We start from the raw sequence: 24,232 nt of genomic DNA on the forward strand, positions 1-24,232 counted from the left end.
TCATGAAACTGATAACGGCAATCATTAAACCATTCAAGTTAGACGAAGTGCGTGAAGCACTTTCTGAATTAGGCGTACAAGGTATTACTGTGACTGAAGTTAAGGGCTTTGGTCGTCAAAAAGGGCATACCGAACTTTATCGTGGCGCTGAATATGTCGTCGATTTTTTGCCTAAGACAAAAATCGAAGCTGCGGTTGAAGACAACATCGTTGATCGTGCGATAGAAGCGATTGAAACAGCGGCACGTACAGGCAAGATTGGCGATGGCAAAATTTTTGTCTATTCCTTAGAGCAAGTCGTCCGTATTCGTACTGGCGAAACTGGCAACGAAGCACTTTAATCGACGAGAGAAGAAAATGAAAAAACTATTGAAATCTCTTGCCGCCTTTGTTTGTGTGCTGGCGATGGCGCAAACTGTTTGGGCAAATACCGAAGATTTAGCGGCGAGCGCTAGTGCTGCTGCGAGTGTGGCATCTGCCGTTGCCGAGGTCGCTGCTGCATCGACAGCAAGTGCGACTGCTAGCAGTGAGCCTGTTGCTGCAAGTGTAGCTCCTGCCGTAGCAGAAGCTACGCCAGCCGCCGCTGCACCTGCGCCAACCGCAAATAAAGGCGACACCGCGTGGATGTTAGTGGCTACTTTATTGGTCACCATGATGTCGATCCCAGGCTTGGCGCTGTTTTACGGCGGTTTAGTGCGTGCCAAAAATATGCTCTCTGTTTTATTACAGGTGTTCATGATTTTTTCAGTGATCGTTGTACTTTGGTGTATTTACGGTTACTCACTTGCGTTCACTGAAGGCAGTCGTTTTATTGGTAAATTTGATCGTGTCTTACTGCAAGGAATTTGGGATCCTGTGCAAGCTAGTTTCACGAGTGCTGCGACTTTTTCAAAAGGCGTGGTGATACCAGAGTTTGTTTTCGTCGCATTCCAAGCGACTTTTGCAGCAATCACCTGTGCCTTGATTATTGGTGCGTTTGCGGAACGTGCAAAATTCAAAGCGGTGTTGGCGTTTGTCGTGATTTGGTTCACCTTCAGTTACTTACCAGTCGCACACATGGTGTGGTTCTGGACTGGTCCGGATGCGATCAAAGACGTTACGACTTTGGCGACAGAAACAGCAAAAGCGGGCTTCTTGTTCCAAATGGGCGCGTTAGATTTCGCTGGTGGCACTGTGGTTCATATTAATGCCGCAGTTGCGGGTTTGGTTGGTGCTTTCATGATCGGTAAGCGCGTCGGCTACGGTAAAGAAGCGATGGCACCACACTCTTTGACTATGACGATGATTGGTGCCTCATTGTTGTGGGTAGGTTGGTTTGGTTTTAATGCGGGTTCTGCTTATGAAGCCAATGATATTGCGGCCTTAGCTTTTGTGAATACTTTATTAGCGACTGCCGCTGCGACGGTATCTTGGGTTTTCGGCGAATGGATGAGCAAGGGTAAGCCATCGATGTTAGGTGCTGCTTCCGGCGCTGTTGCTGGCCTAGTCGCGATTACCCCAGCATGTGGTTTCGTTGGCCCTATGGGTGGTTTATTGATCGGTTTGGCTTCGGGTATCGTTTGTTTGTGGGGTGTGAATGGACTCAAACGTATGTTGGGCGCGGATGATTCCCTTGATGTGTTTGGCGTACATGGCGTCGGCGGTATTTTAGGTGCCTTGTTGACTGGCGTGTTTGCGTCCCCTTCATTGGGCGGCCAAGGCATTTTTGATTACGTTGCCAACAAAATGTCCGCAGACGCCTACAGCATCGTTGGTCAAGTAACGACTCAGGCAACTGCAGTTGGTGTGACAATCATTTGGTCAGCCGTGGTTTCTGTGATCGCTTACAAATTGGTCGATTTGGTGATTGGTTTGCGCGTGGCGGAAGATGAAGAACGTGAGGGCTTGGATATCACTAGTCATGGTGAATCCGCTTATCACTCTTAGTAATGTGAGTACGATTCAGAGTTGGGCGTAATAACTGACTCTGAATCCTATCTCGACAAAGTTTTAAAATGCGTTGTGCAGTGAGTTTTGAAATCCGTCTTTAAAGACCTTTTGGATGATGTTCTAAACTCAAATTCATTGCTACCGCTCGTACACAATAACAATTTGATTTGTACTGTTTCTTGGTGGGACTTCGCGCCTCTCAGTAGCTTGGGAGGCGTTTTTTTTATTTTAATCCACACATACTGGTAATTGCAGGGTGATTTTTGTTCCTTCGCCGAGTTTGCTGTCTACCTTGATCGTACCGCGTAGCAAATCTGTGACGATGTTATGTACGATATTTAAACCCAAGCCGCTGCCGCCTTGCCCTAATTTAGTAGTGAAGAACGGATCGAACACGCGTCGCAAATGTTCAGGGCGAATGCCATTACCATTATCGCTAAAGCATATCTTGATATGTCTGCGATCGATTTGTTTAGCACTTAATTGCATGGTACCCGCATCGTGACCTTCAAAGCCATGTAAGAGTGCATTGTTGATGAAATTGGTAATCACCTGACCATATGGACCTGGATAACTATCGATTTCGATTTGTTCTGGGATATCAATCAACAATTGGTGATTCTGTTTGTTGATCCGACTTTGCATGGTGCGCACGATTTCTTGACTGGTTTTTAGCAAATTAAACGAACGACGTTGCTGGCTAGTTTGATCGACCGACACTTGTTTAAAACTACTGACCAAATCACTCGCGTTCAATAAGTTTCGCATCAACATTTCGTTGGCTTCGTGTAAGACACTGGTGAAATGATTAAAGTCCGAACGCTTTAATTGGTTCTCGGTATAAAGACGAATAAATTTGTTTGAGCTTTCTTTTAAGGTGGTTGCCGTGAGCAAGCAGTTTCCCAGTGGCGTATTGATTTCATGCGCTATCCCAGCCACCAGAGCGCCTAAAGCAGCTAGCTTTTCTTTCGACATCAACAGCTGCTGTGCCGAAGATAGTTGTTGGTAGGTATCTGCATTATCGAATGCAACCGCGGTATAAGCTGCCAGCGTCGTTAACATATCAACGTGCATGCGTTCAAAAGCATTTCGCCGCGAGCTTTGCATTGAAAGTAAGCCAAGTAAACGGTCTTTAACAATCAAAGGCACATAGATCAAAGACAGCGGCGCAAAATGAATGTCTGTATCATCGAGAGATTCTTCGGCAAACAGTTTATCTAAGCCATCGATACCGATGTAATGCAAATAGTCTTCATGCACATCATTGATGTAAATTGCTTTTTTATGTTGAATACACCATACCGATAACAAATCAGGATCTTGCAAATCGCGGTGATAGGGCAATAGATCTTTTCCGTGCAAAATATTGCAAGGAAAGTCGATTAAGCCTTGTTCGGCCTTGTACACACCGACCGATAAGAATTCTGCAGGCATCAGTTTATGCACATGTTGATACAAGGTACGAATGATGCCTTCACGGTCAAGTTGAGACGTAATTTCTCTACCGATTTCACTGAGAATAAAAATATTTTGGTGGGCGGTTCGAAGCAGCTCGGTTCGTTCTTGTAACTCTTGGGTGCGTTCTGCCACCCGATTTTCTAGACGGCTTTGCGCTTTTCGATGTTCGTCTAGGCTTAAAATTTGTTGAATTAAATTGGCGATATGGCTGCCGAATAAAAGATCTTCGCGCGACCAATTTTTTCTTTGTCCTGCTTTACCAAAACTAATCACGCCAATTTGATTGCCGTGCAAACGCACGGAAATCTCTAATAGTGAACACAGAGCTAATGGTTGATACAAAGCGCTCAGTTCAGCAGCCGCTGGGTGGATGCGCAAATCATGTATGGCAATTGGCGTGTGCAAGTTTTGCACTACTTGAAAATATTTGAGAAATTCTTGCGGTTCAAGAATTTTTCCAACCCCGAAACCCAAAGAAGTTTGCTTGGTAAGTTCTTCAGGATATTCATTCGCAGAGCTATTCGCTAACATTTCGCAGCGTAATTTCTGCCCATCTTTCAGCCATAAGCAGACGGTATCAATTTCCAAAATATTGATTGCTTCATTGCCGACATAATTTAATGCTTCGGATAAGCTCTTGTTTTCTAATTGGCTATTCGACGATAAATCAAGCAATAGTTCAACCGGCGGCTTTTTTGATAAATCATATTCACGTAGCGCACTGAATTGATCAATCACATTGACTTCGGCAATTTCAGTCGAGATCTGATGATGAAGACGCGCGTATTTCAGTGCGAATGCAGGTTCACCGTTTGCCTCATATAGTGCGGAAAGTGCCTGACAACATTGCGCACTTTGTTTGCGAGAGCCAGTTTGTTCTGCATACTGTAATGCTTGAAGATAGATTTCGATTGCCTGTGCAGTTAGTTGCTGTTCAATGAAAATTTCGCCCAAAGTATTGAATGCCGGGCTCATTAACCATTGATATTTACATGCCTGTGCTAACTGAATCGACAATTGCACTTCATCGTAGGCAACTTGCGTTTGTCCTTTGCGTTGCGCTAATACGCCCAAATACCAATGGGCCTCAGCCACATATTCTGCGATATTGCCACGCTTTGCTTGTGCGAGCGCTTGATGAAATAGTTCCGTCGCCTGCTCAATTTGGCCCAACTGCATGCAATTAACACCTAAATTGATCGTTTGCTTACTTTTGAGATAAGGGCGATCAAAGGTTTCTAATTGGGTGCCCGCTTGTCGGTGGAAGCTGGCGCCGGTTTCCCAATCTCCCATCGCATCATAAATTTGCCCGAGCCCGATACGAGCTTCAATCGCGACCTCGGTATCGTGGGTGATCTTGCAGAGATCGATACAACGGGTCCAAAAATAGATCGCTTCTTTATAAATGCCCTGTGTATAGCGAATGCGACCAAGGCAAAGCATGACACGACCCGCTTGATAGGTTAAACCTTGGTGCTCTGCGCTTTGTAGACCTGAATACAGCGCGTCATTGAGCGTATCTCCACTACCTAAACGTTCGCAAATAAAAAAACGGCGAACCAAGGCATTTAATGCCTGCGACAAACGTTTTTCTTGGTAGGCACGTTGTTCTAATTTTTGAAATAGCGAAATCGCCAATTGCGGATGGCGTCGTGAGCATTCTTCTATGCGTTGGATGAGATCGTTCATGTGCTGCTTTTTTATTTGGCTAGTCCAACATTTGTTTGTCCGAAAATGGCTAGTCGCTTAGGATATTCGGGGTTAAGCTAACGAGCAACTGTACTTACCTAATTAACTATTGTGTGACCTTGTTGTCGATTTGACGAATTGTCTGCAATTTGGGTTCTGATTCGTTTTACCTGTTTTGTTTCACTTGATAATAGAAAAAATGCAGCCGCACATTTCCGCACAAGATCATGATTTTTACCGCGCGCTTGCCGCAAAAGATGCACGCTTTGATGGCGTCTTCTTTGCAGGTATCACGACCACGGGAATTTATTGTCGCCCAATTTGCCGCGTCAAAACACCTCGTCAGACTTCCTGTGTCTTTTTTAGTTCACAAGCGGCGGCAGAAGCGGCGGGTTTTCGGCCTTGTTTGCGTTGTCGGCCAGAGTTAGCGCCGTATAACTTGCAACAAAATCTGGCGCACGCGATATGGCAAAAAATTAGTGCGGGTGCGTTAAACGAAGCAAGCGTTGAAACATTGGCTGAGCAGGTCGGTTTATCTTCACGTCAATTGCGGCGTGTCATGTTGCAGGAATTTGGTGTCAGTCCAGTTGAATTGGCACAGACCCAGCGCTTGTTATTTGCTAAAAAACTGATACAAGAGACCAAGTTAAGCATGACAGAAATCGCGTTTGCTTCTGGCTTTGGCAGCGTGCGTCGGTTTAATGCCTTGTTTGAGACGCGTTACAAAATGTCGCCAGCCTCCATCCGGCGCACACAAACGCCTACTGAAAGTCAGCAAGGAATCAGCTTGCGTCTGGCATATCGACCACCGTATGCATGGAATCAGCTATTAGCCTATTTGCATGGGCGCGCGATGTTAGGTTTAGAACAGGTCGATCTGCAACAAGCTTGTTACCGTCGTAGCGTGCAGCTAGATGGAAAAACTGGCTGGGTTGAGGTAAGTCACGCGGCCGATAAACAGCAGTTACTTTTGCACATCGCACCTAGTTTGAGTTCGGTTCTTTTGCCTTTGCTTGCAAGGATTCGTCAACAATTCGATGTCGAAGCAAACCCGATCGTGATCGCACAACATTTGCAACAAGATCTACTACTGGCACAGCAAATGAGTCGTACCCCAGGTTTACGGGTACCCGGAAGTTTTGATGCATTCGAATTAGCGATTCGCGCAATTCTTGGGCAACAAGTCAGTGTCGCTGGCGCGACCACGGTTGCCGGGCGTTTGGTGCAGAAATTTGGTGTGTCTATGCAGAGCCCTTGGCAGGGTATTTCGCATCACTTTCCCAGCCCCGACTGTTTAGCGCAATTGAGCGTAGAACAGATCGCGACCATAGGGGTACCGAAGACACGCGCTGCGACGATACAGCAGTTCGCTGCATTTACAGCAGCGGGTGGTTTGCAATTTAAGCCTGGTATTAGCTTACACGAGGTAATTCGAATATTAAAGGCATTGCCAGGGATTGGTGAATGGACTGCCCAATACATCGCCATGCGCGCTTTGCGTTTTTCTAATGCTTTTCCGGCCGGTGATCTTGGTTTACAAAAGGCGGTCAGTCATGATCCATCGCAGACTGCCTTGCGTTGCACGGAAAAGCAACTACTTCAACGTGCGGAAGCGTGGTCACCGTGGCGTAGCTATGCTGCCCTCTTACTTTGGCAATCTTTATAAAATTGTTTTAGCGAATAAATTATGCTTAAAAAATATCTGATTCATCCCTCGCCATACGGAGCATTGCGTTTGCTGGCGAGTGAGCTAGGCTTGGCGGGTATCTATTTTTCTGAACACAAACATTTGCAGCTCGATAGTGCTTGGCAAGCAGATTCGAATGATGCTTTGCTAAAAGATGCTGCACAACAGTTAGATGCGTATTTTGCTGGTCAGTTACGTGAGTTTGATTTGCCTTTAGATTGCACCCAAGGTACGCCATTTCAGCAAGAGGTTTGGCGAGCCTTGCAAACGATACCTTACGGCGAAGTGCGTAGTTATTCTGCAGTGGCGCAGCAAATAGGCAGGCCTAACGCAATTCGTGCCGTAGGTGCGGCAAACGGGCGTAATCCCTTATCGATCGTAATTCCTTGTCATCGAGTCATTGCCGCCAATGGTGATTTACAAGGCTATGCAGGCGGTTTAGAAAATAAACGGCGCTTATTGTTACTAGAAAGTCGTCAATAAAAATCAGCAACAGAAAATGGGCATTAAATCGTCAAATGATGATTAAATTTTACTCACTTAATACGACCAGCCATATTTTGAAACAATCGGCTAAATCCTTGAAAAACAAAAGAAAATTATCGTAAAGCAAATAAAAATACCCTCTCCGATAACTATTTTGATGCGATGCACAAAAAAAGCTTGACGCTTAAAAAATAGTCAGTAGAATGCGAATTGTTGCGGTGCACCATGTTTAAGATTTTTTGGACTCACTGCCGTTTTGATTCAAACTAAATCCTCAACTTATCGGAGAATTCCATGTACACAACACCAGAACAATTTATCGCTGCTACTAAGACAAACTTAGAAGCGCAATTCGCTGCAATCACCGCATTGAACCAAAAAGCATTTGAAGGTTTGGAACAATTCGTGTCCTTGAACGTGAACGCTGCTAAAGCAACTTTCGAAGAAGGCACAGCAGCAACACAACAGTTGTTGAAAGCAAAAGACGCACAAGAATTGATCGCTTTGGCTTCTGCACAAGCAAAACCAAATGCAGAGAAAGCATTGGCATATGGCCGTCACTTGGCAAGCATCACTTCAGCAACACAACAAGAATTCACTAAAGCAGTGGAATCTCATATCGCTGACACTAATGCAAAAGTTGTTTCTTTAATCGACGAAGTAACAAAAAATGCACCAGCAGGTTCCGAGCAAGCAGTAACTGCATTGAAAACAGTGGTTGGTAACATCAACGCTGGTTACGAACAATTGTCTAAAACAACCAAACAAGCTGTGGCAACTTTGGAAGACAACTTGGCGAATGCAACCAAGCAATTCACACAAGCTGCTGAAAAAGCAACCACAACTGCAAAAAAGAAGTAATTTAGCCGATCAGGGCGTGCTTAAACCACGCCCTAAACGACTAAGAAGCCGCCGCTCTCGACCACAAGTCCAATTGAACTTGTTCGAATCCTAGAAGTGGCAGCGCAAAAAAGCTTTCTGAAAAGAAGGCTTTTTTTTCGTCCGTAATTTTTATAAAAACCAGATTAGTTGCATAAAAAATCAGCAATTCTGACGCAATGCAATATTTTCCTAGCCAATTGCGTACGAAGCCGAACAGACTGGTGTACTCTTATGAATTCCCCCCAACTTTGACTTAATTCTTTAGGGAGTTACACATGCAAGAAGTCGTAATCGTTGCCGCTGGACGTACCGCGGTTGGTAAATTCGGTGGTTCCTTGGCTAAAGTCGCCGCATCTGATTTAGGCGCGCATGTGATTAAAGCCTTATTAGCAAAAACTGGCTTGAGCGGAGAAGCCGTCAATGAAGTGATTTTGGGGCAAGTATTGACTGCAGGTGTGGGACAAAATGCCGCGCGCCAAGCGGTGATTCGTGCCGGCTTACCGAATATGGTCCCTGCCATGACGATTAATAAAGTGTGTGGTAGCGGTTTGAAAGCAACGCACTTAGCAGCACAGGCAATCATGGCGGGCGATGCAGATATCGTGATCGCAGGTGGCCAAGAAAACATGAGTGCCTCCCCACACGTGTTAGCGGGTTCGCGTGATGGTTTCCGTATGGGCGATGCAAAACTCGTCGATACGATGATTGTTGACGGCTTGTGGGATGTCTATAACCAATATCACATGGGTATTACGGCTGAGAACGTCGCAAAAAAACATGGCATTACGCGTGAAGAGCAAGATGCCTTTGCCTTAGCTTCACAAAACAAAGCTGAGACCGCACAAAAGGCTGGTAAGTTTGTTGATGAAATTATTCCTTACGAAATCGTCAGCAAAAAAGGAACGACCGTGTTCGATACGGATGAATTTATCAAACACGGTTGCACCTTAGAATCCTTGGCGGCATTACGCCCAGCCTTTGATAAAGCAGGTACAGTCACCGCAGGAAATGCCTCTGGTTTGAATGATGGTGCCGCAGCAGTAATTATGATGTCCGCCAAAAAAGCAGCCGAATTGGGTTTGCCAGTGTTAGCAAAAATCAAGGCATATTCATCCGCCGGTATCGATCCAACGATCATGGGCTTAGGCCCAGTACCAGCAGCACAATTGTGTTTGAAAAAAGCTGGTTGGACGCATGAAGAAGTCGACTTGATGGAAATCAATGAAGCCTTTGCTGCACAAGCAATCGGTGTCAATCGTGAAATGGGCTGGGATACCAATAAGATCAACGTGAATGGCGGTGCGATTGCGATTGGTCATCCTATCGGTGCATCAGGTTGCCGTATTCTGGTGAGCTTGATTCACGAAATGATACGCCGCGATGCCAAAAAAGGTTTGGCGAGTTTGTGTATCGGTGGCGGTATGGGTGTTGCGCTGGCGATTGAGCGTTAATGCGATGATGGTTTAGTGCCTTAGTATCTTAATACATTAATCAGATGCGTTGATTATATGTATTGACCATAAAAAAAACCTGCAAGCTCCAACTTGCAGGTTTTTTTGTGCCGATTTAAGCGGGCAATGATTTTGCGCAATGATTTAGCACGCTTATTTAGTGCATTTATTTCGACGCTACTTTTAAGCGGCCAATCATTTTTTCAAAGCGCCCTGGTAGTGCAGGCAAATTGTCGTAGCGATCAAAATCTTTACCCATGATTTGATCTAGTTGTGCCAATCGATCATTCGGTTTTGGATGTGTCTCTAGCATCAATTGCAAGCTAGAGCTGTCCGCAGTGATACTTTGCAAGGTCTGTAGCGCCGCAGGCAAACCGTATGGATCATAACCAGCTCTAGCCGCCAGTACGATACCAACACGGTCAGAATCAAACTCATCTTCTTTATCTAAGCCTTTGCCGTAAATTTCTGTACCAGCACTGATTGCAGTTAGCAAACGTTGATCCGTCTTGCCTTTTGCGTCCATGAGCAGACTCGCACCTTCTTTAAGTGCAAGTTTGCCACTGCTACTTTGAATCGCATTTAAATGATGCTTGCGTACAATGTGGGCAATCTCATGCGCTAACACACCGGCTAACTCCGCTTCGTTTCGCAATTTGAGCAGCATTCCTTTGGTAAGCACCACATAACCACCGGGCGCGGCAAAGGCATTGACATCGTCATGATCGAGCACGGCAAATGTCCAAGGTAAGTCGGGGCGTTCGCTATGTAAACTGATCCAACGTCCGACTCGATTCACGTACTGCTGGACTTCCTTGTCAGCGACCAAAGGCGCTAGATTCATCAAATTGCTGGCCACACCTTGACCCAAAGCGATCTCTTCTTGTTCGGTTAACGGAACGACCGCACTCTTGGTGTTTTTTAGTGCAGAAAAAGCTTTGCCTATGTCCAATTTAAATTGTGGCTCTGCAGAAATTTGCGTAGCAAATAGCAGGCTGGCTAACAGGATACTGATACGAATGGGAGAACGTAGGCGGGAACGCACTGCTGAACCCACAGATGAACGCATGATTGGCTTCATGGTTGCTCTCCCTTGGTTTTTAGATAGGCTTGTTCTTGCTCTTTTAAGTTCTCTTGTTTTGCAAAACTAATCGCATCAGATTTATCGCTATACAATAACTTCATTTTTTCGAACGCATCAGGGTTTGGTGTGAGGTTCGCAAAACTTTCTTTGCTCCAGCCTTTTGCCCCAGTGGTAGTGGTACTGCCGCTAGAACCTGTTTTTACAAAGCTCAACAGGCTTTTGACGGTATCACCGGTTTTGCTGCTGGTTTCCGCGCCCTTACTTTCAAAACGCAAACTAAGCATTTTGACCCAGCCTGTTTGTGCTTGATCTCGCACTTCCATCCAGCTAGCTTTGCGTGAGAGTACGTCCAGTTTTTGATTTTCTGCCAGCATTTTTACCGTCGCGGCATCACTAAAAGGTTGGGCTTTGAGCTCGGCGCTACGGGCTACCGTAGCTTGTCCAGTATTTTGTGCATTTGCATGTAATGGACTGTTGGATAAGCCAATTACGCAAGCAAGTGCTAAGACTTTTTGCTGATGATTCATATTGCATCCTTATCGTTTTGTGGCGAGGGAGGACAAATTGGAGCGAGTGGTGAAAACAAAATGACTTCTTGTTCACGTCCTTTTACCTTATAGGAGCCAACCGGGTGAAAGTCAAGCGCGTCACCACATAGTCGCATCGTTTCGGCGGATACCAAGATACGCGACACGCCTTTGGTTAAGCCTTCGATTCGACTAGCGAGATTAACGGTGTCGCCAATTGCGGTAAATTCTTTTCGCTCAGCAGAACCAATCGAACCGACCACCGCAGGCCCGGAATGCAGACCGATACCAACATCAAAATCGAGGTTCGTATCCTCAAGCTCTGCTTTAAATTTCTCCAATACTTTAGACATTTCAATTGCCGCCATCACCGCATCGCGCGCATGTTGCGGGTTATCCAGTGGCGCACCCCAAAATGCCATAATGCAATCGCCTATAAATTTATCAACGGTGCCGTTGAAGCGGAATATCACTTCGACTTGTAGCGTGAAATAGCGATTGAGTAATGCTACTACTTCTTCAGGGCTGCGATTTTCCGAGAGACTAGTGAAGCCGCGAATATCTGAAAACAGGACAGTGATGTTGCGACTTTCGGCTTTCTCACCGACATGCTCAGAGCCTTCTTTTGCGATCCAATCTTTGACTACATGGGGATTGACGTAACGTCCAAATTCTTTGATGGTTGCTTGATAAGAGCGATGAACTATCCAATACTCACGCAAGGCTAAACTGAAGTAATACGTCCACACGATCAACAGCGGCGTGATGATGTGAATGATCCACAATTGCGATAAGGCTAGATAGGCAAGCACGATACTTAGCGGTGTGATCATGCTGAGTGCCACCGCAGGAATGAGTGCATTGATGCGTTTCACAAAGCAAATGTAAATGGCAGCAATCGCCATCAAAGTGACTAACAAGAATGGCCATTGCGAAGGCATCTGCATGGCACGCTGATTCTTTAGATTGTCCATCGCGGTCGCCAGAATATCGAGGCCGGAGTATTCGTTATCAATTGGTGTTGGACGAATATCGTGTAAAGACGAGGCATCAGCACCAATGATCACGATCTTATTGTGGAATTCATTGGCTGGGCGTAAAGACTTAGCGCGGTCGATATCTGCATATAGTTCGCTATAAGAAATACGCTTGTATGGATATTTGCTACCACGCCACGATAACAAGATCTCAGCTTGCTGCGGTACTGGATAACCCAGGCTTTGCATCACTTTGGCGGGCAAGGAAGGCATTAACCAGCCCGATAAATTGCTATATAAATCGTAGCTGCGACCGATGCCGCGATCATGATTAAAATTGATGGTACCGACCTGCCAAGATGCCATGTCAATCGCCAGCGGCGGTAGAAAACCACCGCGCGCTTCAGGATCTGCTTGTGCGGTTTTGATCAAGCCAAGTGCTTGTTGCAGATCGCTTAAACGTCCCACATAGGCGTCGTTATTTAATGAGCGTAAGGTAATCGGAAAATAAACATGTTGCTTGCCACGAATTGCCTCATTAAATAATTGATCGCTTTCGGGACGATCTTTATCTTTTTCATTGAAAGTTAAATCAAAGACGATGGCTTTGGGCTGTTGTTGGTAGATTGCTTCAAGTATTTCAGCGTGCACTGAGCGTGGCCATACCCATTTCCCTACTTTTGCTTCCATTTCCGCCAAACTTGCGTCGTCGATCGTGATGATCACGATATCGGGATCTGCTTGCAATTTTTCTGCATGTGTTTTGACCAGAAAGTCGGACAGTAAATGATCCAATCGTTGTAGCTTGTGCAGCCATACGATTTCGGCAGTCGCGATCAATACAAATATCAAGCTGAATAAGGGAATAAACCCGAAGCGTCGTTTCATGATCATGCTTGATGTTGACGGATAAGTTCTGACTTAAGTGGGAATCGCTAGGTGGTAACCGGGAATTTTGCTTTCATCGACTTCGTCAATTTGTGCGCTATCCATGAATTTTTTCGCATATTCCAAATACACTTTTTCTTTGACAAAAACGTGAAACAGATCAGGGTCGATGTGTCCATTTAGGCTAAATTTGCCAAGAATATCTAAAGATTCAGTCAGAGTTTTTCCAGTTTTATAAGGACGGTCTTTGGCGGACAAGGCTTCAAAAATATCAGCGATCGCCATAATTCGGGCTTGTACGGACATTTGTTCGCCAGTTAAGCCGCGCGGATATCCTTTGCCATCCATGCGTTCATGATGGCCACCCGCAAACTCGGGTACATTTTTTAAATGTTTAGGCCAAGGCAACGCTTCTAACATTCGGATCGTGACGGCGATGTGGTTATTGATAATCTTGCGTTCTTCTGAGGTTAAGGTTCCCGCTTTGATGGTGAGATTCTCAACTTCATCATTGTTGAGTAAATGCTGTTGTACGCCATGACTATCGATCCAACTTTGTTTGGCTATCTCTTGTACCCGCTCTTGATCTTCATCGCGCATGCGTTCACCACCAATATTGGCATGACGCAAAAAGGCGCGGTCGAGTTCGACTTGTGCCAAGGCTTGCTGCATTTCGGTCATGAACTTATGTTGATTGCCAGGCTGTTCCGCAGCCATTTTGAGATAACGAATTTCTATATCGCGTCTTAGAATCTCAAAGCGCGCATCGATCAAGTGAATGCGGTCAAAAATGGTTTCTAATTTGGTGGATTTTTCAATCACATGAACCGGCGTTGTGATTTTTCCGCAATCGTGCAATAGGCCTGCCATCCATAATTCGCGACGATCGCGTTCACTCATCTTAAAATCTTTGAACACGGCCAATTCGCTACGATGCACAGCTTCGGCTAGCATCATGGTTAGCTCGGGTACATGTTGGCAATGGCGTCCGGTATTCGGTGACTTTTCGTCGATCCCAATATTGATCAAATTGACCAAGGATTCAAACAAGTTTTCTAGCTGATAAATTAATTCTTGGTTGCTCAGTGCAATCGCGGCTTGTGAGGCGAGTGCCTCAATAAAGCTTTGATCGGTTTCACTAAACGGAATGATTTGCTGGTTTGTCGGGTCAGTAGCATTGATTAACTGTAAAACCCCAATTAATTCAGATTCGTGATTGAGCATAGGCACCGTCAATAAGGATTGACAGTGATAGTGATTGCGTTCGTCAAAGCGTCGCATCTCAGAAAAACTAAATAAATCCGCCGCATAGACATCCGCAATACGTATTGATTGCTTCAAGTTCGCTGCATAGGCGACCACCGCTTGCAAGTTTTGTTGGCCGTTTTCATCGAATAACGGGATCGCCCGCATATCGGTACTACGCGGCTGCGAACCGCCGACATGAATATGCAAACTGTCATTGATCGCGATGTCAAAATCAAGCTGTGTTTTCGTTTTGTCTATGCGATACAGGGTGCCGCCGTCCGCATTGGTCAACTTTTTTGCAGTTTGCAGAATTCGCTCCAGTAAGGAATTCGTATCTGCCAGACCATTCAGAGCTAGACTGAGTTCGGTCAAGTGCTGCAATCTTTGCGCGATTTGTAACTGAGTGAGTTCAGACATGATTTCTATCGTCTTGGGCAAATGCTCGCCCTTTTTGCATGGTTAATCAGCGTTCTAGTCTACTTTGGAAATGCCAATAAAGCATTTCAAAGAGCGTATTTTCGTCTTGGAATTCATCGCAAAACAACAGACTGTCTGCGTTTTTGTGCGTTTAATAAGTATAGGAAATAGGGATGTAGAAAATGAAATTTTTAATGTGCTAGGGATTTCCCGCTGACCGCTAGTTCGCCCACCCTGCGAGAATATGCCTGCTTTTGTCTTTATAATGCCTGCTTTTCGGTATGTAGCGCGAATGTGAAGGAACGCCGCATACGCTATTTGATGAATTCATAAGGACGAAGTCATGTCGTCAAGATTTACCCAGCGTGGCGGTGTGTTTGCTAGCAACTCACTTGTTGGTTTGCTTGTCAGCCTAGGAATCAGTTTCAGCCTTGGTTTGCTTGCCCCCGCTATTGCCAGCGATAGTCGCTATCAATTGCCATCTGCTGAACTGCAATCTTTGGTGGATGCACCGCGTGGTCCCGAGTTTCGGCTTGGGCCAAAAAATAAGACGGGTTTGTTAGTCAATATTCCTGGCCTACCAAGTATTGCCGAGATTGCGCAACCCGAATTAAAGCTAGCAGGACTGCGCATACATCCCAAATTGCGTGCTGCATCGCGTAGTGGTTTTAGTGACGGTTTGAGTTTATTAGATATCCCTAGCGGCAAAATTCGTAAGGTGACGGGTTTGCCAAGCAAGATCAAAATTGCCGATATGGCTTGGTCTGCTGACGAGAAATGGTTGGCATTTAGCGTCTGGGCGCGCAATGGCGTGGAGTTGTGGTTGCTCGATGTGAAACAAGCGACGGCTCGTCCATTGATTTACGAGAAACTGAATGCAGTAATGGGCGCCGGTTTTTCATGGTTAAACGGCAGTGATCAATTACTGGTTAGACTATTACCACGCTCGCAAAAGCCAGCACCGATTGAACCTCGCGTGCCGATTGGCCCAAATATGCAAGAAACCCGTGGCGGCAAATTGGCGCAGACACGTACTTATCCAGATTTGTTAAAAAATGCGCATGATGCCGATATGCTGGATTGGCAATTGCAAACCCAATTAGCCGTGGTACATATCGATGGATCGGTACGTCGTTTTGGTCCTGTTATGACTTTATCCAAAGTCCTAGCATCACCAGATGGCAAGTGGGTACTTACAACGCAATTGAAACGCCCGTACTCCTATCAATTGCCGTGGGAGCGATTTGGTCACTTGATTGAAGTTTGGAGCATCGACGGCAAGAAACTCAAAACCGTCGCCGATGTGGTGATGCGTGAACGTCTACCAAGCGCTAGCGATGCAGTACAAGCCGGTCCACGTAATTTTGCTTGGCGTAATGATCAGCCTGCGACCTTGTATTGGCTTGAAGCACATGGTGTAGAAGCCGACGCGAATGCTCGCATTTCTGACGTATTGTGGCAGCACGGTGTTCCGTTTGGCGGTGCTCCACAAAAGTTGATGGAAATGCCTTGGCGCTTTAACCAAGTTTTGTGGGGTAATGATCATGTCGCTTTGGTCACCGAGAGTTCCGCTAAAACCCGAGAAACGCGCACTTGGCGGATACAACCGGGTGCGCCTTTTACCAAGCCAGACTTATTGTTTCACCGAAAAACCGAAGATCAGTACAGCAATCCTGGCTCACCGGTAATGGAATTAAATCAATATGGTCGCTCGGTAATTCGCCTCACCTCTGATGAGCAATCGATGTTTTTGACGGGTGTTGGTGCTAGCCCAGAAGGTGATCGACCATTCCTTGATCGTTACTATATTCCTACAGAAAAAGTGATTCGTTTATGGCGTTCGAAAGCGCCCTATTACGAAGAAGTATTAGGCGTGTTAGATGATCAAGGTCATCAAATCATTACCAGTCGCGAAGCAGCAGATGAAAGACCGAATCTATTCTTGCGTAATTTGGCAGGCACCGCTGCGCCGAAAGCATTGACCAATTATCCGCATCCAACACCTAAATTTCGTGGCATCCAGAAACGCCAAATTCATTACGAACGCGAAGACGGCGTGAGTCTAAGCGCAACACTTTATTTACCGCCAGGTTACGATGAAAAACGTGATGGCCCTCGACCGATGTTGATGTGGGCGTATCCACGCGAATTCAAATCTGCCGAAAGTGCTGGTCAGGTTAGCGGCTCCATGTATAAATTTAATCGTATCAATGTGCAAGGTCCACAAGTGATGCTGGCACGTGGATACACGGTTTTAGATGGTTTTTCTATGCCGATTATTGGTGAAGGGCGCAAAGAACCAAACGATACCTTTATCGAACAACTCAAAATGAACGCCCAAGCAGCGGTGGATGAAGTAGTGAAATTGGGGGTCGCTGATCGTCATCGGATCGCGATTGGCGGTCATAGTTATGGTGCTTTCATGGCGGCCAATTTGTTGGCGCATACCAGTTTGTTCAAAGCCGGCATTGCGCGTTCTGGCGCTTATAACCGCAGTTTGACGCCATTTGGCTTTCAATCAGAAGATCGTAATTATTGGCGCGCATTTAACACCTATAAAGAAATGTCACCGTTTAATTATGCCGACGATATTGATGCGCCTTTGCTCTTGATTCATGGCGAAGACGATAATAATCCCGGTACTTTCCCGATGCAGAGTGAGCGTATGTATCAAGCTTTGCAAGGTTTGGGAACGCCATCACGCTTGGTCATGCTACCGCACGAGAGTCATTTTTATCGATCGAGAGAATCCTTAATGCACATGCTTTGGGAACAAGACCAATGGCTCAATCGTTATGTAAAGAACGCAAAGCCAGCCGCAAAATAATGAAATCCTCGGAGGCTTGTGGTGAAGCTTGTTGCGAATCTTAGGATTTCGCCGCTTTTGTGAATACAAGCACGAGGTTTTCCATTATGATGAACTCAACTTATTCTCTCTTTAGTTCACCATGTTAAAAGTTTATATTCTCGACAATCAAGCCGTTGCGCGCAATTTGTTGAGCTCGGTGCTGATGAATGGCGGGCATGAAGTCATTGGTGATGGCAATCATAGTTCAGTCAATCTCGCCAAAATGGTGAAACTGCAACCGCAAATTGTCTGTATGGATATCGGTGAAGCAGATCAAACCGGACTTGCCTTGTTAGACAATGTGCGAGCGCAATTACCAAAAGCTCTGATTTTTCTGGTGTCCGCAAAGATGGATGCAGAAATGATCACTGCCGCACAAAGTCGCGGCGTTGTTGGTTTTATTGTGAAACCATTCAATACTACAGCGGTGCTAACATCCATTCGTAATACGATATTGCGTATCGCTGGCCAGGCTCGTTCAAAGCAGCAAGCCGAATCAAGTTCAGAGACACCGGCTAGCGCTGGTGATCCACCAAGTAGTCCAGCTTAAATGGGCTTTGTTTGGTCTGAACTAGCACTTTGTTTAGTTCGATTTGAACTTTTGATTTCATCTTCCGAACGGCAGCTTTTGTCTAGCCATAATCGATTTCATCGCAACTTTACTTCTGCATTCAGCACTCACTTATAGTAGATGTTATCAATAAGGAGGCGTCATGAATCCGTCATCAATTCCCACCCAACCTGCTATGTCTGAACAAGCTCTACCGTCAGAAGTATCGATTCAAAGTGATACTTGGTTAAATCGCTATCGTAACTTCCCGGTCTTTTCGAAGACGTGGTTTCGCTATCGTACCGTTGCCTTTGTTGGCGTCTATATTTTTATCGCCGCTTTGGTGACGGTGATTGCTGCGGTCACCAAGGGGGATTGGAAAGTCTATGCCGTTACCATGGTACCAGTGATGTTGGCGGCGCTTAGCTTGACGACCGTTGGTCAAGCAATGGCGGTGTGGGTGAGACAAAAGAATTTTGCGAGTCGTAAAGAGACGATCTTATTGTGCGTAGCCTTGCTTTCAGGCGTCGCGATTAGTTATGGCGTTGCGCAGGCGACAGATAACTTGGCAAAGTTTGTGATCTATGGCGATGCGAATTACAAAGTCGTTTCAAAAAACAAAAAGAGCAACGCGGATCATCAACAACCAAGTGCATCAGCGACGGCGGATGCGGCTTCAGCTTCAGCGCAAACACCTGCCTCCGTTCCAGCTGAAACTTCTGCAGCTTCCTCGACAAAGAGCGAGGCAAATTCAGCGAGCGTGGCAAAGCCTGAAACTAAGGAAAAACCCGTGGACAACGACAGTGTCAAGCTGGACAAGTTAATTCAATTGATCATTGGTTCCTTCCCTATCGCATTTTTAATTATTTATACCGCGAGTGGTTTCGACTTATGGTTTTTCTTCCGCCAACGTAAGCGTCTTGCAGAGGCATTACGTCAACAAGAATTAAAACGCGCGCAAGACGCGCGTCGCGAAGCCGAGTTGCGCTTATCCGTATTGGTTGCCCAAGTCGAACCACATTTCTTATTCAATACTTTGGCAGGCGTACGCTCAGCGATCTTGACGGAACCGTTGCGTGCTACCGCGATCGTCGATCATTTGGTGGATTATTTACGTTCAACCATTCCACAAATGCGCGGTGATGGCACAAGCGAACAAGGTCGCTTAGCCAAACAACTAGAGGCTGCGCGCGCCTATCTAGGCTTAATGCAGGCCAGAATCCCGCGCCTTAGTTATAGCGTTGAATCAGAATTAAAAGACGCGGCCTTCCCACCTTTGCTTTTGATCTCTTTAGTTGAAAACGCGATTAAACATGGCATAGAACCAAAAATTGGCCCGGTTCATGTTGCTGTCAATGCGCGCTATTTTGACGATGGTGATGAAGAAAAATTAGAAGTATCAGTGAGCGATAACGGTGTGGGTTTTGGCGGCACTACTTCTGGTTCCGGTATCGGTCTAGCCAATATCCGTGAACGTCTAGAATCCATGTATGGCGATAAAGCGAAGCTCACTTTAAAAGCACGACCTGAAGGTGGTGTGATTGCCAGCATTGTTATTCCTTTGATCGCTTAGCGGTAACTTCATTGAGTTTTTGCGCGACGCTAATTGAGCGCGTCCTTCGCGAAGTATTTAATTGCTTAGGCAGTAGAAATTCATTGATAATGTAAAACGTAAAAAAACTATTTAAAAATAGCATCGAGATACAAGAATAAGGATAACTATGACCACAGCGATTATTGCCGACGACGAAGATTTACCGCGCAAAGACTTACGCCGCATGCTAAACGACTTGTGGCCCGAACTCGACATCATCGCCGAATGCGAACATGGCGCCGACGCCTTAGAAGCAATCCATCAGCATCATCCTGACATTGCATTTCTTGATATTCGCATGCCAGGCATGACAGGTCTCGATGTTGCCAATGCGACCAAAGGCCGTTGTCATGCGGTGTTTACCACTGCTTACGATAATCATGCGCTGGAGGCATTCTCGGCAGGCGCGATTGATTATTTGCTCAAACCGATTTCACGAGAACGCCTAGTCGATGCCATCGCAAGGCTCAAAGCCCGCTTAGAAGTCAAAGCCACACCAACAGATTTAAGTAGTCTGATGCAAGAATTAGACAAGCGACTACGGCCACAAAATGTCGAACGCATACGTTGGATTAGCGCCAGCGTCGGCGATACGATCAAGATGTTCCCTATCGATAAAATCCTATTTTTCACCTCGGACGAAAAATATACCCGTGTCGTATGTACCGACGATGAAGCCCATGTGCGCAAGCCCTTAAAAGAAATTATCGAAGGACTCGATCCAGAGGTGTTCTGGCAAATACACCGCAGCGTCGTCGTCCGCGCCGACGCCATCGCTAAAGCACATCGCGACGAACTAGGCAAGGTCACGGTTGAATTACGCGGCAGCAAAGAAGTTTTAAAAGTAAGTCAGGCCTATGCTTGGCGGTTTAAGCCTATGTAACAAGCGGAGTTTAGGATTTATCCTCGTTGGACGAAGGCAGTTTGTTGAATTCACAATTCTGATGACTTCAAATAAGAAAAACGTTTCGAACTATGCATGGCGTATTTTAGGCGTGACTTTTATCGCTCTATATATCGTTTTTCTCGTCATTGGTGCGCAAGGAAAATGAGCTTGATCAGATGAAAAAAACTCTTGGTACAAACCAGCTTCCAGTCAATCTTGTTTGCGCTCTACTAGCGGGTTTCAGTTCGAACATTCAAGCCCAAAACCTCGAGCAAAAAGTTCAACAAGCTCAGCAAGTTGAGGTAAAAGCCAAGTCAGCTACTGAAAATGCAAAGCGCGATGCTTCGTCAAAGCTGGTTGTGGAAAATGCCGAATTGATGCGTTTTGGTGATACCACTGTTACCGATGCGATCAAACGTGTACCCGGTGTGATTGTGAATAACGGCGCGATACAATTGACCGGCATGGGTGGACAGTACACGCAAATTTTGCTCGATGGTGAGCCGCTACGCGGTACAAATATCGACCATATTCCGATGAGTATGATTGACCGCGTTGAAATCTATCGACTCGGTAATGCGGAATTCAGTAGTGCTGCAATCGCAGGAACGATCAACATTATTTTGAAAAAAGTTCCGCGTGAAGCACAGCAACAAATCAAGTTAAGCGCAAGTGATGCGTATTTGCCTGCGGCTAAACTGGATTGGCGAGGATCGGCAACGCATGACAAGTTGTCATATGCCTTATCGATTGCAGCAGGAATTGATCGTAACGCCTTCGGCCCACCGAAACGCTCTTCAGTTCGCACACGTGATTCTGACAATATCGTTGTCAGCGAGTATGACACACGCTTTGAAAGCAAATTTAAAAGCAAGATGATCAGTATCTATCCAAAAATCCAATATAAAGCACCCGATGGTTTTTATGTTGGTTTGGATTCTGGATTCGCGTTTTACAATTTTCCGGTTGAGATTACTGAGGACTATCGCTTTCTAAAAGACCCTGCTTTTCTGGTTACTCATGAAAACGTGCGCGTCAACGACTATACAAAATCAGCGAATAGCGTATTAAGAATCGGTGATCGCATTTGGAAGGATGTGAATATTGATTTGACCTTGGGTTTGAATGGCGGCTACACAAAAAATTATTTGAACCAACTGCACTTTACCGACGATGCGGCCTTAGTTTTGGATCGAGATATCAAGCGAGTTCGTCGCAGTGGTGGTGTCGATAGTACTCTGAAATTAAGGGCGCCCGGATTTGAAAATCATGATGTCGTAGCTGGGTGGAATGCCAGCAGTCAGGTAGTGAATGAGCGCAGCTTGAGTGTCGATAGTAAGCTTGGTAGTAGTGGCACTGTGACGCAGTTAGTCAATGATCAGCGTACTCGCTCGGTCGTGTCGCGCTTAGCATTTTTTGCCCAAGATGATTGGCGTTTTCAAAAAACATCTTCCGCATCTATCGGTTTGCGTTGGGAGACGGTGCAGGTAGAGACCGCTGGAAATCAATTGATTTCTGGCCGTTTTAACGCCCATGTTTGGAGTCCGATTGTACAAACTTTATGGCAGTTACCTCGATCAAATTCTGAAAATACTGATCGCATACGTATTGGTGTTGCGCGAACTTATAACGCGCCAACGAACTTTCAATTGGTCAATCCAGGATTCAAGCTCATTAATAATTCAATAGAAAATCCTAGTGATCTAGCTAACCCGCGTCTCAGACCGGAGTTGGCGTGGTCATTTGAAGCTGCGTATGAGCATAACGGTGCCGATAAATGGAACTATAACTTACGGACAGTCTTTCGTAAGATCGATGATTTACACCGACAAGATATACTTAAAATTGGCAATGATTGGTGGAAGCAATACGTGAATGCTGGGCATGCAATTAGTAAGAGCCTCAGTTTCGATACGCAGTTTCCTTTGAAGCGATTTGTTGCTAACGCACCTGAATTGAATTTCAGTTTTGCCGTGTCGAAGAACTGGACTTCGCTCTCGAATTTACCACCACCAGACAATCGTCTCACACCAATCAGTTTGAGCGCAAACACAAATATCGACTACACCGCGAAAGATATTCCCTTAAGCCTAGGCGCTAGTTTGCGTTACCGTGACGGCAATCCACTCATGGTCAGTTTGAGTCAACGTCAATTACATCAGGCCCAAACTTATCTTGATATGTATGGGGTCTGGAAGTTTGATAAGAAAACGCAATTGCGCTTTAGCATTGATAACGCATTAAAGCGCGCTTACGCCGATGGTTTTGAGTTTTATGACCGAAGATTCACCACTACTAAGTTAGAAACAAAGGCCGCGTATCGCACGATGCGGCTGAATTTTGAACACAATTTTTAAGCTGTGGTGTTGGTGTGTGCTGTTGCATTTGTTCCCGGCTTATTTCACAAATTCTGTCAGCTTCTTTTTTCTGACGGGTAAATACAATTTGCCTTGGTGTACAAAAGAACAGAGTTCGACAAGTGTTTCGTGATTGTTCAAATAGTTCAAAGCAAATTCAAAACTACTAGGAACCAACTGCGCCTGTAAATCAATCGATTTAGAGCGCACCCATTCGCGCGTCATTTTCTAAAGTCATGCTATTCCTTATTCGTCAACCGCGAGAACTTCGGGAACGAAGCGTTTCAGCACATCAAGTTCCGAAGCTGATACTTTTGATACATTTAGAATCAACGATTGCAATCCTGGAATTTGAGCAATTCGTTCAAGCGCAAGGAAAGACAACAGTGAGGCGTCGAGTGCTATCTGTTGAACACCAACAAGCTCACAAAGGATTGCCGCGTCTGCATCCTCGACTGTAACGTTCATCAGTGTTACTGCAAAATTTTCGGCATCCCAGCAGTATCCACCACCAAGGTCTTCGATCTTAGCAAGAAGGCGTTCGTTGTTTTCGGTAGTAGAGGTCGCGACAGTTTCTGTCATAAGGCGTAACGCAAAATTGAGCGGCACGCGCCTGCAAGTCCGTGGGGACGAAGTGGAGTGAACTCGAATGTTTTGTTATGCATATACAGATGCCTCTTTATTAGAGCGAACAAAGTTATGTAATAATTCCGCCAAATTATCCTCATACTTGTAAAATTCTTTATCAAGGTCATCTAATCCTGATTCATAATTCTCATCATCCTCATATTGCTCTAGTTGTTTCCATCTTGTTTCTCGGTCACTGGAAGGCATAGATTCGGGAAACCAGCTTAGTGCCTTTTCAAGTAGTTCCGTTGATTTATTGGCGCGTATTCTTCGCAAACCCTCTAGTATTTCGAGACAATGATCGCCTAGAGAGTTAAAGAATAACTGATCAAAACCTCCATTGTGAACTTCGCCATCAAAGCACCACAACAAATATACAAGTCTCGCTTCTAGTCCGATTCGTTCTAAATACTCCGTGCTTCCATTACTTTCAGCGAATACAATCTGATGACAAGCATTAAAAACATCGTACGCTGGCTCATCATTTTCAAAAAAATCAGCGAATCTCAATCTTGATCTCCTCAATGCACAACGTGTTTTCCGTGACAGTTCGTAGAATAAACCCGAAGCAGTTCGCATAAAAATTTCTTAAAACCCTTTTGTAGTAAGGATCTTCATGAATGTACTGCGTATTTAATTAGTGTTAA

18 protein-coding genes are annotated in these 24,232 nt (G+C 45.5%); 11 read left to right on the forward strand and 7 right to left on the reverse strand.

Translation table 11 applies throughout. The features are described from left to right. Positions 1–2: 2 nt before the first annotated feature. Together KDM92_RS04580 and KDM92_RS04585 are read left to right on the forward strand one after the other, a co-directional pair. Positions 3–341, forward strand: a complete 339-nt coding sequence (locus tag KDM92_RS04580) for a P-II family nitrogen regulator (RefSeq protein WP_186891440.1) — start codon at positions 3–5, stop codon at positions 339–341. Between the two features lie 16 nt (positions 342–357). Continuing rightward, the gene (locus KDM92_RS04585) at positions 358–1,926 is read left to right on the forward strand and encodes an ammonium transporter (protein WP_212683206.1); all 1,569 of its coding nucleotides are present in this window, start codon (positions 358–360) and stop codon (positions 1,924–1,926) included. A gap of 231 nt (positions 1,927–2,157) precedes the next feature. Here the strand turns inward: KDM92_RS04585 and KDM92_RS04590 are convergent, their stop codons facing one another. Further along, entirely contained in the window at positions 2,158–5,076 is a 2,919-nt protein-coding gene (locus tag KDM92_RS04590) for an ATP-binding protein (protein ID WP_212683207.1), read from the reverse strand. A gap of 199 nt (positions 5,077–5,275) precedes the next feature. Between KDM92_RS04590 and KDM92_RS04595 the strand changes: the two genes are divergently transcribed. The 4 genes from KDM92_RS04595 (at position 5,276) to KDM92_RS04610 (ending at position 9,582) form a co-directional block, all read left to right on the forward strand. Further along, entirely contained in the window at positions 5,276–6,742 is a 1,467-nt protein-coding gene (locus KDM92_RS04595; protein WP_212683208.1) for a DNA-3-methyladenine glycosylase 2 family protein, read from the forward strand. A 21-nt stretch (positions 6,743–6,763) separates the two neighbouring features. Next, positions 6,764–7,246, forward strand: coding sequence for a methylated-DNA--[protein]-cysteine S-methyltransferase (locus KDM92_RS04600; protein ID WP_212683209.1), 483 nt, complete (start codon positions 6,764–6,766; stop codon positions 7,244–7,246). Positions 7,247–7,543: 297 nt separating this feature from the next. After that, the gene (locus KDM92_RS04605) at positions 7,544–8,110 is read left to right on the forward strand and encodes a phasin family protein (protein ID WP_212675746.1); all 567 of its coding nucleotides are present in this window, start codon (positions 7,544–7,546) and stop codon (positions 8,108–8,110) included. Between the two features lie 296 nt (positions 8,111–8,406). Continuing rightward, on the forward strand, positions 8,407–9,582 hold the full coding sequence (locus tag KDM92_RS04610; protein ID WP_212683210.1) for an acetyl-CoA C-acetyltransferase: 1,176 nt from the start codon (positions 8,407–8,409) through the stop codon (positions 9,580–9,582). A gap of 166 nt (positions 9,583–9,748) precedes the next feature. Here the strand turns inward: KDM92_RS04610 and KDM92_RS04615 are convergent, their stop codons facing one another. Genes KDM92_RS04615 through KDM92_RS04630 form a run of 4 tightly spaced genes read right to left on the reverse strand, consistent with a single transcriptional unit; the run spans position 9,749 to position 14,723 of the window. Beyond that, positions 9,749–10,663 (reverse strand): M48 family metalloprotease, encoded by a 915-nt coding sequence (locus KDM92_RS04615; protein WP_212683211.1) that lies wholly within the window; start codon positions 10,661–10,663, stop codon positions 9,749–9,751. Next, entirely contained in the window at positions 10,660–11,193 is a 534-nt protein-coding gene (locus tag KDM92_RS04620) for an SH3 domain-containing protein (protein WP_212683212.1), read from the reverse strand. Before KDM92_RS04620 ends, KDM92_RS04615 begins: the two co-directional genes overlap by 4 nt. Beyond that, entirely contained in the window at positions 11,190–13,058 is a 1,869-nt protein-coding gene (locus KDM92_RS04625; protein ID WP_212683213.1) for a CHASE2 domain-containing protein, read from the reverse strand. Before KDM92_RS04625 ends, KDM92_RS04620 begins: the two co-directional genes overlap by 4 nt. A 33-nt stretch (positions 13,059–13,091) precedes the next feature. Next, positions 13,092–14,723 carry an HD family phosphohydrolase gene (locus KDM92_RS04630; RefSeq protein ID WP_212683214.1) on the reverse strand — a complete coding sequence of 544 codons (1,632 nt, stop codon included), beginning with the start codon at positions 14,721–14,723 and terminating at the stop codon, positions 13,092–13,094. A 343-nt stretch (positions 14,724–15,066) separates the two neighbouring features. Between KDM92_RS04630 and KDM92_RS04635 the strand changes: the two genes are divergently transcribed. From KDM92_RS04635 to KDM92_RS04655, 5 genes are all read left to right on the forward strand, one after another. Beyond that, positions 15,067–17,550 carry an alpha/beta hydrolase family protein gene (locus tag KDM92_RS04635; protein WP_212683215.1) on the forward strand — a complete coding sequence of 828 codons (2,484 nt, stop codon included), beginning with the start codon at positions 15,067–15,069 and terminating at the stop codon, positions 17,548–17,550. A gap of 121 nt (positions 17,551–17,671) precedes the next feature. Next, on the forward strand, positions 17,672–18,121 hold the full coding sequence (locus KDM92_RS04640) for a response regulator (protein ID WP_212683216.1): 450 nt from the start codon (positions 17,672–17,674) through the stop codon (positions 18,119–18,121). 163 nt (positions 18,122–18,284) lie between these two features. Beyond that, on the forward strand, positions 18,285–19,694 hold the full coding sequence (locus KDM92_RS04645; protein ID WP_230408169.1) for a sensor histidine kinase: 1,410 nt from the start codon (positions 18,285–18,287) through the stop codon (positions 19,692–19,694). A gap of 148 nt (positions 19,695–19,842) precedes the next feature. Then, the gene (locus KDM92_RS04650; RefSeq protein ID WP_212683217.1) at positions 19,843–20,598 is read left to right on the forward strand and encodes a LytR/AlgR family response regulator transcription factor; all 756 of its coding nucleotides are present in this window, start codon (positions 19,843–19,845) and stop codon (positions 20,596–20,598) included. 179 nt (positions 20,599–20,777) lie between these two features. Then, complete coding sequence (locus KDM92_RS04655; protein ID WP_212683218.1) at positions 20,778–22,958, forward strand: TonB-dependent receptor plug domain-containing protein; 2,181 nt, start codon at positions 20,778–20,780, stop codon at positions 22,956–22,958. Positions 22,959–23,204: 246 nt separating this feature from the next. Here the strand turns inward: KDM92_RS04655 and KDM92_RS04660 are convergent, their stop codons facing one another. Both KDM92_RS04660 and KDM92_RS04665 read right to left on the reverse strand, forming a co-directional pair. After that, positions 23,205–23,540 carry a hypothetical protein gene (locus KDM92_RS04660; RefSeq protein WP_212683219.1) on the reverse strand — a complete coding sequence of 112 codons (336 nt, stop codon included), beginning with the start codon at positions 23,538–23,540 and terminating at the stop codon, positions 23,205–23,207. A gap of 75 nt (positions 23,541–23,615) precedes the next feature. Further along, positions 23,616–24,095 carry a DMP19 family protein gene (locus KDM92_RS04665; protein WP_212683220.1) on the reverse strand — a complete coding sequence of 160 codons (480 nt, stop codon included), beginning with the start codon at positions 24,093–24,095 and terminating at the stop codon, positions 23,616–23,618. Between the last annotated feature and the right edge of the window lie 137 nt (positions 24,096–24,232).

Origin of the sequence: Affinundibacterium baiyunense, from assembly GCF_018139645.1 — a bacterium.
Taxonomy (GTDB): domain Bacteria; phylum Pseudomonadota; class Gammaproteobacteria; order Burkholderiales; family Burkholderiaceae_D; genus Undibacterium; species Undibacterium baiyunense.